The organism is Rhizobium laguerreae, from assembly GCF_019778565.1.
GTDB classification, from domain to species: domain Bacteria; phylum Pseudomonadota; class Alphaproteobacteria; order Rhizobiales; family Rhizobiaceae; genus Rhizobium; species Rhizobium laguerreae.
Window position 1 is genome coordinate 20,842 of sequence record NZ_JAAXQT010000004.1, and the last position, 13,103, is coordinate 33,944.

Below are 13,103 nucleotides of genomic sequence, written 5' to 3' on the forward strand. Positions count from 1 at the left end.
GTCACTCACCGCCGCCGCCGCCGGGGCGGCCGCGCATTTTCTTGACTTCCGAGCGACCGGATTTTTCCTTCAGGCGGCGTTCGACCGAACCCTTGGTCGGCCTGGTCTTCTTGCGCGGCGGCGGCGGCGGCTTGGCGGCCTCGAGGATCAGCTCCTTCAATCGGTCGCGCGCATCCTCGCGGTTTCTGTCCTGGCTGCGAAACCGGCTCGCCTCGATCATCAGCACGCCCTCCTTCGACAAACGCCGGCCGGCGAGCTTGATCGCATTGGTTTTGACACGATCATTGAGGGACGGCGAATTCGCGATGTTGAAGAACAGCTGGACAGCGGTCGAGACCTTGTTGACATTCTGCCCGCCGGGACCGCCCGCCAGAACGAACTGTTCCGTCAGCTCCCATCCCGCGATGGTGATCCTGTCATCGATATAGAGCGCGTCGCTGGCCATGCGGCGTTCTATCTCACATCGGCGGCGAATTGAAAATATCGGCTGTGACATGGAAAACCCGGCGATCTTGCGATGCCGGGTTTCACGTGAGTCAGAGGTTTGATCTGCTTATTCGGCAGCGACCTTTACGCCGGGGGCCGCATCACGGACGCCGCCGTCGACATGATTTTCGAACTTGGCGAAGTTCGCAATGAACATCGAGACCAGCTTTTCGGCCTGCGCGTCATAGGCTGCCTTGTCGGTCCAGGTCGAGCGCGGATCGAGAATGCTGCCATCGACACCGTCGACGGAGACCGGCACGGCGAAGCCGAAGTTCGTGTCAGCACGGAATTCGACCTGTCCAAGTTCGCCGCTCAGGGCGGCAGCGAGAAGCGCACGCGTCGCCTTGATCGGCATGCGCTTGCCGGTGCCGTAAGCGCCGCCGGTCCAGCCGGTATTGACAAGCCAGCATTGGACGCCATGCCGACCGATCAACTCCTTGAGCAGATTGCCATATTCGGCCGGATGCCGCGGCATGAAAGGAGCTCCGAAGCAGGTGGAGAAGGTTGCTTCCGGCTCGACGACACCCTTTTCGGTGCCGGCCACCTTGGCGGTGTAGCCGGAGAGGAAGTGATACATCGCCTGATCAGGCGTCAACCGGGCGATCGGCGGCATGACGCCGAAGGCATCGGCGGTCAGCATGATGATCGTCTTCGGATGCCCGGCACGGCCCGTTTCCGAAGCATTCGGGATGAAGTACATCGGATAGGCGCAACGGGTGTTCTCGGTCAGCGACCCATCGTCGAAATCCGGCTCGCGGCTTTCGTTCAGCACGACGTTTTCCAGCACTGTGCCGAAGCGCTGCGTCGTCGCATAGATTTCCGGCTCGGCTTCGGCCGAGAGGCGAATGGTTTTGGCGTAGCAGCCGCCTTCGAAGTTGAAAATGCCGTTTTCGCTCCAGCCGTGTTCGTCATCGCCGATCAGCGTCCGGGCCGGATCGGCCGACAGCGTCGTCTTGCCCGTGCCGGAAAGGCCGAAGAAGACCGCCGCGTCTCCATCCGGGCCGACATTGGCCGAGCAGTGCATCGGCATCACGCCCTTGACCGGCAGCAGGTAGTTGAGCACGGTGAAGACCGATTTCTTCATTTCGCCGGCATAGGAGGTGCCGCCGATGAGGACGAGGCCGTTGGTGAGATCGCAGGCGATCACCGTTTCCGAACGGCAGCCGTGGCGGGCCGGATCGGCCTTGAAGCTCGGCAGATCGATGATCGTCAGCTTCGGCACGAAGCTGGACAGCGCTGCGGTGTCAGGGCGGATCAGCAGATTGCGGATGAACAGCGAATGCCAGGCGAATTCGGTCACGACGCGGGTCGGTAGGGCATGACCTTCCTCGGCGCCGCCGACGAGATCCTGGACGAAAAGCTCCTTGCCCGCGGCATGCGCCAGCATATCGTCGCGCAGCACGGCGAAGTGCTCCGGCGAGATCGGCTTGTTGTTGTCCCACCAGATTTCGCCATCGGTATTGATATCGCGAACGACGAACTTGTCGCGCGGCGAACGGCCCGTGTGCTGGCCGGTAATAGCCCGCAATGCGCCTTGAGCGGTCAGTTCGGCTTCGCCCCGGCGGATCGCTTCTTCATAGAGCGCAGCGGCGGAAAAGTTGTAGCGAACGCTGGCTGCGCCGCCCAATCCAACCGTTGCCAGCCCTATTGCCGGGTTATGAACTCCGAACATTTCCATGGCTAGTTCCCTTCACTCAGGCTCGTTGCCGTTAAAACTAATCGCGAAAATACGGGCAGAAATTTTAAAACACAAGATGGAAAACTGGAGAAAATGCAGCGATATCAAATAATTAATCGATTTAAATTTATCGCCTCAATTTTAAATCGTTTGAATAGGTCGGGTTTAAAGATTCGAACGCGCTACTTAAGATTGCCGGCGAATTTTGCGACAATCCTCCCCTTTATCTTTGCCACAATTTGTTCCACCTTTATCCTCCATAAGCGCATCCGGTCACTGAGACCGCCTGGGGAGAGCAAATCCGGGAGATTGCGCACTGATGACGGAGACCAACACCATGCCGACAATCGCGCTCGTTGATGACGACCGCAACATCCTCACCTCGGTGTCGATCGCGCTGGAGGCCGAAGGATATAAGGTCGAGACGTATACGGACGGTGCTTCGGCGCTCGACGGCCTGCTGGCGCGACCGCCGCAGCTGGCGATCTTCGACATCAAGATGCCGCGCATGGACGGCATGGAACTGCTGCGCCGCCTGCGGCAGAAGTCGGATATTCCCGTCATCTTCCTCACCTCCAAGGATGAGGAGATCGATGAACTCTTCGGCCTGAAGATGGGCGCCGATGATTTCATCACCAAACCTTTTTCGCAGCGTCTGCTGGTGGAGCGCGTGCGCGCCGTCCTGCGCCGCGCGTCAAGCCGCGAAGCCGCCGCCGCCGGCACCGGCCCCAGCGGCGCGCCGAAGACCGGCGCGGTGCAGCAGGCCCGCTCGCTGGAGCGCGGGCAACTGGTCATGGACCAGGAACGCCATACCTGCACCTGGAAAGGCGAGGCCGTGACGCTGACGGTGACCGAATTCCTGATCCTGCATTCGCTGGCGCAGCGCCCCGGCGTCGTCAAAAGCCGCGACGCGCTGATGGACGCAGCCTATGACGAACAGGTCTATGTCGACGACCGGACCATCGACAGCCACATCAAGCGGCTGCGCAAGAAATTCAAGATGGTCGACACCGACTTTGATATGATTGAAACACTCTACGGAGTGGGATACCGCTTCCGCGAAGCAGGCTGAGCCCCGAGCGGCGCAGCGCGCTCCTGCATAATCTCCCAAGTCGGCATCGATTTAAGGATCAAATTATGCAGCAGTTCAAAATGTCACAGCGTCCTTTGCGCGTCTGAAAAGACGCGCGGCGCTGTTAGAAATGTTGAGGGCTGCGGGCCGGTCCATCCGGCCCCGCCCTTCGAAAGGGCCTGTTATTGGCACAGTTGGTGCAGGAAAGGGATCTCGACGATGCGGAGGGCGTGAGCACCCGTCGCGTCCGAGGCCGCCGTTGGTCGCATCCCTTCACGCTGATCCGCCGCATCTTCGGCAATGCCGTCTTTTCGAGCCTGACGCGGCGCATCCTGTTCTTCAATCTCGTCGCGCTGGTGGTGCTCGTCGGCGGCATCCTCTACCTTAACCAGTTCCGCGAGGGATTGATCGACGCTCGCGCCGAAAGCCTGTTGACGCAGGGCGAAATCATCGCCGGCGCCGTTTCGGCCTCCGCGTCGGTCGATACGAACTCGATTACCATCGATCCGCAGAAGCTGCTTGAGCTGCAGGCCGGCCAGAGCATCACCCCGGTGCCGAACGACGAGGACCTTGAATTCCCGATCGATCCCGAAAAGGTCGCACCGGTCCTGCGCCGGCTGATCTCTCCGACGCGCACCCGCGCCCGCATCTTCGATGCCGATGCCAACCTGCTGCTCGATTCGCGCCATCTCTATTCGCGCGGCCAGGTGCTGCGCTTCGACCTGCCGCCGGTTGAGGAAGAGAAACAGACCTGGAGTGAATGGTTCGCCACCCTGTTCAACAAGGCGTTACAGCCCGGCAATCTGCCGCTCTATAAGGAAGCGCCGGGGGGCGACGGCTCAATCTATCCCGAAGTGATGAATGCGCTCACCGGCGTTCGCGGCGCAGTCGTGCGCACCACTGAAAAAGGTGAGCTCATCGTTTCCGTCGCCGTGCCGATCCAGCGCTTCCGCGCCGTGCTCGGCGTGCTGTTGTTGTCGACACAGGCGGGCGACATCGACAATATCGTCCATGCCGAGCGGCTTGCCATTATGCGCGTCTTCGGCGTCGCGACGCTCGTCAACGTGCTGCTTTCGCTGGTGCTGTCGTCGACCATCGCCAATCCGCTGCGCCGTCTTTCGGCAGCGGCCATCCGTGTCCGCCGCGGCGCCAAGACGCGTGAGGAAATTCCCGACTTCTCTGCCCGCCAGGATGAAATCGGCAACCTTTCCATCGCCTTGCGCGAGATGACGACGGCGCTCTACGACCGCATCGATGCGATCGAAAGTTTCGCGGCCGATGTCAGCCATGAGCTCAAGAACCCGCTGACCTCGCTGCGCAGCGCTGTCGAAACGCTTCCGCTTGCCAAATCCGACGATTCCAAGAAGCGGCTGATGGACGTCATCCAGCACGATGTCCGCCGCCTCGACCGGCTGATCAGCGATATCTCCGACGCCTCCCGTCTCGACGCCGAACTCGCACGCGTGGATGCCGGCTCCGTTGATATGGAGGTGCTGCTGCGCGACCTCATCGAGGTTTCGCGCCAGGTCAGGAGCACCAAGAAGCAGGTGGAGATCGAATATGCGATCGAACGCAAGCCGAACGTCAAGACCCGCTTCGTCATCAACGGCCACGATCTACGCATCGGCCAGATCATCGCCAACCTGATCGAGAATGCCCGCTCTTTCGTGCCGGAAAAGGGCGGCAAGATTACTGTGCGGCTGGTGCGGACACGCTCGCGCTGCGTCACCACGATCGAAGACAACGGCCCGGGCATCCAGGCGGAAAATATCGACCGTATCTTCGAGCGCTTCTATACGGACCGGCCGGAGGCGGAAGGCTTCGGCCAAAATTCGGGCCTCGGCCTTTCGATCAGCCGCCAGATCGCCGAAGCGCATGGCGGTTCGCTGAGAGCCGAAAACATCACCGATGCCGAGAGCGGGCATATACTCGGCGCCCGCTTCATCCTCTCGTTGCCAATCGGCGCAGCAGCATGACCGAGGCAGGTTTCAACGTCCATGCGACGGCGATCGTCGTCGGCAAGACCGGGCTGCTGTTCAGCGGCCCCTCCGGCTGGGGAAAATCGATGCTGGCCTTCACGTGCATGACCGAGGCGCGCCGGCTCGGGCTTTTCACGGCGCTGGTCGCGGACGATCAAGTTCTTCTCTCAAGAGAGGCCGGCGCGGTGATCGCCACGTGCCCGCCGTCGATCACCGGGCTGATCGAACTTCGCGGCACCGGCATCGTTCGTCAGGACCATATTCCCAGGGCGGCCATGCATTATGCCGTGCTTCCGGGCTGCGCGACCGGTGAAAACCGGGTGCCTCCCGAGGGCGAAATGGTGAGCCTTGCCGCCGGTTTTTCGCTTCCCGCATTGCGGTTGCTCACAGGCGTTTCCTCACCCCTTGCGATCCTGATGGCAAAAGTGCCGGATATCGGGCGCTGAGGCCTTCCGGATTGGTCAATCTGCCTTATATATTCGCATTTTTATCTTGCACTTCGGCTTTTCATAGCCAAGATGTGCCCCCACCGGTGGACGTAATTGCTGCGTTGCGATATTGGGGCCACCGTTTGTATATGGGAGCAGTAATATCATGATCGGACTTGTGCTTGTCACTCATGGCAAGCTGGCTGAAGAGTTTCGTCATGCTGTCGAGCACGTCGTCGGTCCTCAGAAATTCATCGAGACGGTCTGTATTGGCCCCGAAGACGACATGGACCAGAGACGGCAGGACATTCTGGAAGCCGTTTCCGGTGCCGATGATGGCCACGGCGTCGTCATTCTGACCGACATGTTCGGCGGCACACCGTCCAATCTTGCCATATCAGTCATGAGCAGCGGCCATACCGAGGTCATTGCCGGCGTCAACCTGCCGATGTTGATCAAGCTTGCCGGGGTGCGCGGCGAGAACAACATGGAGAAGGCACTGGTGGAGGCCTCTGAAGCCGGGCGGAAATATATCAATGTCGCGAGCCGTGTGCTCAGCGGAAAATAACGGGCATTCATGACATCGCTCTCCCGGGAACTCCTTATCATCAACAAGCGCGGTCTTCATGCGCGCGCTTCTGCCAAATTCGTGCAGATGGTCGAGACCTTCGATGCCGCCATCACCGTTTCCAAGGACGGAATGACGGTCGGCGGTACCTCCATCATGGGCCTGATGATGCTTGCGGCAAGCCCCGGCTCGAGTGTCGTCGTCTCGGCAAGCGGCAGCCAGGCCGAGGAAGCGCTGGAGGCGCTGGACCAGCTGATCCAGAACAGGTTCGGCGAGGAGATGTGAGCTCCGATCGAGTTCATATAAACATATAAAGACTTCTTTATATCCTTATTGCCATCACCGGCGAAGCCTGCTAAACGGCGGACATGCCGTGCGCTTGCACGTGGGTCATCCTTCGCGCCTGCGCCAATTTTGAGACGTTTTCAGCCTGGAGGCCTCTATGAGCACTGAAAAAGATTATGTCGTCGCCGATATCGGGCTTGCGGATTTCGGCCGCAAGGAAATTACGATCGCCGAAACCGAAATGCCAGGGCTGATGTCCTGCCGCACCGAATTCGGCCAGACAAAGCCGCTGAAGGGCGCGCGCATCACCGGCTCGCTGCACATGACTATTCAGACGGCCGTGCTCATCGAGACGCTGGTCGCGCTCGGCGCGGAAGTCCGCTGGGCCTCGTGCAACATCTTCTCGACGCAGGATCATGCCGCTGCCGCGATCGCCGCTTCCGGCGTGCCTGTCTTCGCCATCAAGGGCGAATCGCTCGAAGATTACTGGGTCTATACCGACAAGATCTTCCAGTGGGCCGATGGCGGCCTTTCCAACATGATCCTCGATGACGGCGGCGACGCCACCATGTATATCCTGCTTGGCGCCCGCGCAGAAGCCGGCGAGGACGTGCTCACTCATCCGCATTCCGAAGAAGAGGAAATCCTCTTCGCACAGATCAAGAAGCGCCTTGCCGCTTCGCCTGGCTGGTTCACCAAGCAGCGCGACGCGATCAAGGGCGTCACCGAGGAAACGACGACCGGCGTCAACCGGCTTTACCAGCTCAGCCAGAAGGGCCTGCTGCCCTTCCCGGCAATCAACGTCAACGACTCGGTCACCAAGTCGAAATTCGACAACAAGTATGGCTGCAAGGAATCGCTGGTCGACGGCATCCGTCGCGGCACCGATGTCATGATGGCCGGCAAGGTTGCCGTCGTCTGCGGATACGGCGACGTTGGCAAGGGTTCTGCCGCTTCGCTCTCCGGCGCCGGCGCCCGCGTTAAGGTGACCGAAGCCGATCCGATCTGCGCATTGCAGGCTGCGATGGACGGCTACGAAGTCGTTCTGCTCGAGGACGTCGTTTCCTCGGCCGATATCTTCATCACCACCACCGGCAACAAGGACGTCATCCGCATCGACCATATGCGGGCGATGAAGGATATGGCGATCGTCGGCAATATCGGTCACTTCGACAACGAAATCGAAGTCGCTGCATTGCGCAATCTCAAGTGGACCAACGTCAAGCCGCAGGTCGACCTGATCGAATTTCCCAAGGGCAACCGCATCATCCTTCTTTCCGAAGGCCGTCTGCTCAACCTCGGCAATGCCACCGGCCATCCGTCCTTCGTGATGTCGGCTTCTTTCACCAACCAGACGCTGGCGCAGATCGAGCTCTTCACCAAGCCCGACCAGTATTCCAACCAGGTCTATATCCTGCCGAAGCATCTCGACGAGAAGGTCGCACGCCTGCATCTCGACAAGCTCGGCGTGAAGCTGACCGAGCTTTCTGCGGAACAGGCTGCCTATATCGGCGTCTCGCCGAAGGGCCCGTTCAAGTCCGACCACTACAGATATTGATTTGATCGTTAATATCCACAAGATGTAGAAGCCGCGGCATTGACAAATGCCGCGGCTTATTTTTTGGACGCTCCCTTCCCGCAGATTCCCTTCCGAAGTATTGTTTTAAGACTTGATTCGTGGCGCAGGACCCTGTCCGACCGCTGCGAAAATGGGATGTCTTGTCGTAATGCGGCACATTGAAGGACGGAGACATACCGCGGATGTCGGAAATGAAAAGCAGCCTGCCCAGTCAGGCGGATGATGGCGTTCGCGCCGATCACCGCCCGCTCATGGCAGACCGAGGATATAAATCTGCAACGGCACACGAGGCCGCAAAGCAAGAGCACGGACCACTGGCGCGGCTCCTGAAAAGCTGCGCCGCCGGCACGGCGCTTGCCGCGCTGGCATGGCCGGCTCTGGCACAGGCGGAGCAGCAGGCGGCGGCCTCGGCTCACCTCTTCACATCCTCGCAGGTGATCGGTGTTTCCGTCGTCATCGGCGTCATATCGGCAGCCCTGCTGTCGACACTGTGGCTGGTGCGCCAGCGCGGCAACCTGGAAAACGAGAGCCGGGAAATCCGCTCGGCGCTCTCCGATGCCCAGCAGCGCATTTCGCAATACCAGGCTCTGATCGCCGACAAGAACCGGCGGATCGTCATCTGGGACGGCAATGCGCGGCCCGAACTGCTCGGCCAGCTTCCGCCCGAGACCGGCGCGCCGCAAGACGGCGAATTCCTGGCCTTCGGCCTGTGGCTGAAGTCACGTTCGGCTTCCGAGCTGGAAAAGGCGATCGACCGGCTGCGCGACGAGGCGCAGAGCTTCGACATGGTGGTCGAAACCATCCGCGACGAGATCCTCGAGGCGCAGGGCCGGGTTTCCGGCGGGCGTGCCTTCGTCCGTTTCGTGGCGCTCAACAATCTGCGCGCCGAGCTCGCAGAGCTCAGGATCGAGCGCGACCGGCTGATGACCTCGATCTCTGCCTTCCAGACCATGCTGGACGCGATCGACATGCCGGCCTGGCAGCGCGATCCGGTGGGCCGCCTGACCTGGGTCAACCAGGCTTATGGCGAGGCGGTCGAAGCGCGATCGCCGCAGCAGGCGATCAATGAAGGCCGCGAGATGCTGACGACCGTCGCGCGCGAACGCATTCGTGCCACGACGACGCCGGAATCGCCCTTCCACGACAAGATCTCGACCGTCGTTCGCGGCAATCGGACATTCTTCGACGTCGTCGACGTCAGGGTTCCCGGCGGTTCGGCCGGCATCGCGATCGATGTATCCGACATAGAGGCAGTGCGCGCCGAGCTGGAACGGACGCTGAAGAGCCATGCCGAAACGCTCGACCATCTCGCCACGCCGGTTGCCATCTTCGACGGCGAGCGCCGGCTGCAATTCTACAATCAGGCCTTCGTCGCGCTCTGGGAACTGGATATCGCCTTCCTCGAAGGCCGGCCGGACAATAGCGAGTTGCTCGAGCGGCTGCGCGCAGCCAAGAAGTTGCCGGACCAGCTCAACTGGAAAAGCTGGAAGGACGCCGCGCTTTCCGTTTATCGCGCGCTCGACACGCAAACGGATCTCTGGCACCTGCCGAACGGGCAGACGTTGCGGGTCTTTGCGACCGCCCATCCGCAGGGCGGCGCCACCTGGGTGTTCGAAAACCTGACCGAGCAGGTCGATCTCGAGACGCGCTACAACACGCTGGTCAAGGTGCAGGGCGAAACGATTGACCATCTTTCCGAAGGTGTGGCGGTGTTCGGTCCTGATGGACGCATCCGCCTTTCCAACCCGGCCTTTCGCGCGCTTTGGGGGATCACCGAAACCGAAGCCAAGCCCGGCACCCATATCCGTGCGCTGGGCGAGGCCTGCGCCCCCTCCTATGACCGGCCGGACGGCTGGAAGACCTTCGCGGAACTGATCACCAGCTTCGACGACGAACGCCGCTCGGGCCAGGGAACGCTTGAACTCTTCTCCGGCCTCGTGCTCGACTATGCCGTCATCCCGCTGCCGAACGCCCAGACCATGCTGACCTTCGTCAACATGACGGACAGCGTGCGCGCCGAGCGCGCGCTGACCGAGAAGAACGAAGCGTTGCGCAAGGCCGACGAGCTGAAGAACGACTTCGTCCAGCACGTTTCCTATGAACTGCGTTCGCCACTGACCAACATTATCGGCTTCACCGATCTCCTGCGCACACCGGGCGTCGGGCCGCTTACCGAACGGCAGGCCGAATATATCGACCACATCTCGACCTCATCCTCGGTTCTATTGACGCTCGTCAACGATATTCTCGACCTTGCGACCGTCGATGCCGGCATCATGCGCCTCAATTATGCGGATATCGATCTCAACGGCCTGCTCGACGACGTCTCGATGCAGATCGCCGATCGGCTCCACGAAAGCGGCGTCGCACTTGAAATCACCGCTCCTGCCTATCTCGGCTCGATCGTGGCCGATCCGCAGCGGCTGAAACAGATCCTTCTGAAGCTTCTGTCCAATGCGGCGAATTTCTCGCCCGAAGGCACGTCGATCTCGCTGGAATGCCATCGCGAAGGCACGGATTTCGTCTTCGCCGTCAGTGATCGCGGCCCCGGCATCTCACCTGATATGATCGCGACCGTCTTCGATCGTTTTGCCACGGGGGCGAAAAGCGGCAAACGCGGCGGCGCCGGCCTCGGCCTCTCGATCGTCGACAGCTTCGTCAGTCTGCATCATGGCGATGTGACGATCGACAGCGAGCCGGGCAAGGGCACGACCGTCGTCTGCCGTATCCCTTCGGTCGATGTACCGCATTCCGCCGCCGCCGAATGACCACCAGTGATACGATTTCGCTTTTCTTGAAGGACGAGGCGGCTACCATCCGCCTCGGCGAGGACTTGGCACTGGCCCTGAAGGCCGGCGATTGCCTTGCCCTTTCCGGCGATCTCGGCGCGGGGAAATCCTCGCTCGCCCGCGCGATCCTGCGCGCCATGGCCGATGACGAGGGGCTCGAGGTCCCGAGCCCGACCTTCACGCTGGTGCAATCCTATGATCTGCGCATCGCCGTTTCGCATTTCGATCTCTACCGGCTCGGTGATCCGGCCGAACTGACGGAGCTTGGCTTCGACGAGGCGCTGCAGAACGGTATCTGTCTCGTCGAATGGCCTGAGATGGCAGAGAGCGAACTGCCCGCGCAGCGCATCACCCTGACGTTGGCGCATGAAGGCAGCGGCCGCCGGGCAACGATCAAAGCCGTTGGCGCGCAAAATACACGCATCCACCGCGTCCTGGCGATCCGCGATTTCCTTGACGGTGCAGGTTATCCCGAAGCGAGACGCCGATTCCTGACCGGTGATGCCTCGCTGCGCGCCTATGAGGCGATCTATCCGCAGGCCGGGAACCGACGCATCATCCTGATGGACTGGCCGCCGCTTGCTGAAGGCCCGCCGGTTCTCGACGGCAAACCCTATCCGAAAGTCGCGCATCTCGCCGAAAACGCTTATCCCTTCGTGGCGATCGCCGATACGCTGCGCAAGGACGGCTTTGCGGCGCCCGAAGTCTACAAGGTGGATTATAACAAGGGTATCCTGCTGATCGAAGATCTCGGCAGCGAAGGCGTGCTGGATACCCACGGCCAGCCGGTTATAGAACGCTATCGCGAAAGCGTTGCCTGCCTGGCCAGGCTGCACGCCCTGAAATTTCCGCAGGACATCCCCGTTGGAAAGGGCCATATCCACCACATTCCCGATTTCGACCGCACGGCGATGAAGATGGAGGTGCGGCTGGTGCTTGACTGGCACCTGCCCTGGAAGCGCCAGGGCGCACCTGCAACGGAAGCCGAACGGGCGGAATATCTGGCGATCTGGGATGCGCTCATCGACGAGCTCGCAACGGCCGAGAAGAACCTGCTGCTGCGCGACTTCCATTCGCCGAACATCATCTGGCGCGAACATCAAAGCGGTATTCGCAAGATCGGCCTCATCGATTTCCAGGACGCGATGATCGGTCCCACGGCCTATGACCTTGCCTCGATCGTCCAGGACGCGCGCGTAACGATCGAGCCGGACCTCTTCCGGCAGCTGATGGATGATTATCTGAGGCTTCGCCGCGCGCAGCGCGGTTTCGACGAAGCCGGATTTATGAAGGCCTGGGCGATTATGTCTGCCCAGCGCAACTGCAAGCTTGCCGGCCTCTGGGTGCGCCTGTTGCAGCGCGACGGCAAGCCAGGCTATCTGAAACATATGCCGCGCACGCTTTCCTATCTGAACGTCGCGCTTGAGCATGAAACGCTTGCCCCCTTGCGCGATTGGTGCGCAAGGGCTGGAATAGGCCAGAGCGAATCATAAGTTCCGGATCAGAATGACCATCAGACAAGCCATGGTACTGGCCGCGGGTCTCGGAACCCGCATGCGCCCGATCACCGATACCATCCCGAAGCCGCTGGTGAAAATCGACGGCAAGCCGATGATCGACTACGCGCTGGATTCGCTGGTCGCAGCCGGCATCGAACGCGCCGTCGTCAACGTTCACCACCACGCCGACCAGATGCTCGAACATCTCGGGAATTATAACGGCCTCGACATCGCCATATCGGACGAGCGGGACGCACTGATGAATTCCGGCGGCGGCCTGGCGAAGGGGCTGAGGCTACTTAGCCGCGACAATATCTTCGTCATGAATGCCGATCTCTTCTGGATCGGCGAACAGCCGGGGCGGCCGACGAACCTGGAACGCTTAGCCGGCTTCTTCGATGCCGAACGCATGGATATGGCGCTGCTTTGCGTCGGGATCGAGGATACGACGGGTCACAATGGCAAGAACGACTTCAGTCTGGCGGCCGATGGCCGGCTGACGCGTTATCGCGATGATCCGTCCAATCCCGTCGTCTATGCCGGCGCGATCGCCATGAACCCGTCGCTGTTCGACGATGCGCCGAAGGATGCCTTCAACCTCAATATTTATTTCGACAAGGCGATCGCGCGTGGACGGCTTTACGGCATGGTGCTCGAAGGCCATTGGCTGACGGTCGGCACGCCCGACGCGATCGGCGAGGCGGAGGAAACGATCCGGCGACTGCGGGCGTTTGCGTAAG

General features: G+C 60.9%; 11 protein-coding genes. 9 read left to right on the top strand and 2 right to left on the bottom strand.

Annotation, left to right across the window (positions count from 1 at the left end):
• Window position 1: 1 nt before the first annotated feature.
• Complete coding sequence (arfB, locus tag HFO71_RS14180; protein ID WP_077978051.1) at window positions 2–445, bottom strand: alternative ribosome rescue aminoacyl-tRNA hydrolase ArfB; 444 nt, start codon at window positions 443–445, stop codon at window positions 2–4.
• A gap of 108 nt (window positions 446–553) precedes the next feature.
• Complete coding sequence (locus HFO71_RS14185) at window positions 554–2,164, bottom strand: phosphoenolpyruvate carboxykinase (RefSeq protein ID WP_131640923.1); 1,611 nt, start codon at window positions 2,162–2,164, stop codon at window positions 554–556.
• Window positions 2,165–2,501: 337 nt separating this feature from the next.
• On the opposite strand from HFO71_RS14185, the gene HFO71_RS14190 reads away from it, so the two are divergent.
• From HFO71_RS14190 to HFO71_RS14230, 9 genes are all read left to right on the top strand, one after another.
• Window positions 2,502–3,236, top strand: a complete 735-nt coding sequence (locus tag HFO71_RS14190; RefSeq protein WP_206102978.1) for a response regulator transcription factor — start codon at window positions 2,502–2,504, stop codon at window positions 3,234–3,236.
• Window positions 3,237–3,421: 185 nt separating this feature from the next.
• Window positions 3,422–5,212, top strand: coding sequence for a sensor histidine kinase (locus HFO71_RS14195; RefSeq protein WP_077978048.1), 1,791 nt, complete (start codon window positions 3,422–3,424; stop codon window positions 5,210–5,212).
• On the top strand, window positions 5,209–5,661 hold the full coding sequence (locus HFO71_RS14200) for an HPr kinase/phosphorylase (protein WP_131640922.1): 453 nt from the start codon (window positions 5,209–5,211) through the stop codon (window positions 5,659–5,661). The genes HFO71_RS14195 and HFO71_RS14200 overlap by 4 nt, the downstream gene beginning before the upstream one ends.
• A gap of 148 nt (window positions 5,662–5,809) precedes the next feature.
• On the top strand, window positions 5,810–6,211 hold the full coding sequence (locus HFO71_RS14205) for a PTS sugar transporter subunit IIA (protein ID WP_003544139.1): 402 nt from the start codon (window positions 5,810–5,812) through the stop codon (window positions 6,209–6,211).
• Window positions 6,212–6,220: 9 nt separating this feature from the next.
• Complete coding sequence (locus tag HFO71_RS14210; RefSeq protein WP_003544133.1) at window positions 6,221–6,496, top strand: HPr family phosphocarrier protein; 276 nt, start codon at window positions 6,221–6,223, stop codon at window positions 6,494–6,496.
• Window positions 6,497–6,653: 157 nt separating this feature from the next.
• A complete protein-coding gene (gene ahcY / locus HFO71_RS14215; protein ID WP_025396524.1) occupies window positions 6,654–8,054 on the top strand; it encodes an adenosylhomocysteinase in 1,401 nt (466 codons plus the stop codon).
• Window positions 8,055–8,257: 203 nt separating this feature from the next.
• On the top strand, window positions 8,258–10,843 hold the full coding sequence (locus HFO71_RS14220; RefSeq protein ID WP_168341092.1) for a sensor histidine kinase: 2,586 nt from the start codon (window positions 8,258–8,260) through the stop codon (window positions 10,841–10,843).
• Window positions 10,840–12,357, top strand: a complete 1,518-nt coding sequence (gene tsaE, locus HFO71_RS14225; RefSeq protein ID WP_131640920.1) for a tRNA (adenosine(37)-N6)-threonylcarbamoyltransferase complex ATPase subunit type 1 TsaE — start codon at window positions 10,840–10,842, stop codon at window positions 12,355–12,357. Before HFO71_RS14220 ends, tsaE begins: the two co-directional genes overlap by 4 nt.
• A 13-nt stretch (window positions 12,358–12,370) precedes the next feature.
• The gene (locus HFO71_RS14230) at window positions 12,371–13,102 is read left to right on the top strand and encodes a nucleotidyltransferase family protein (protein WP_131640919.1); all 732 of its coding nucleotides are present in this window, start codon (window positions 12,371–12,373) and stop codon (window positions 13,100–13,102) included.
• Window position 13,103 lies beyond the last annotated feature (1 nt).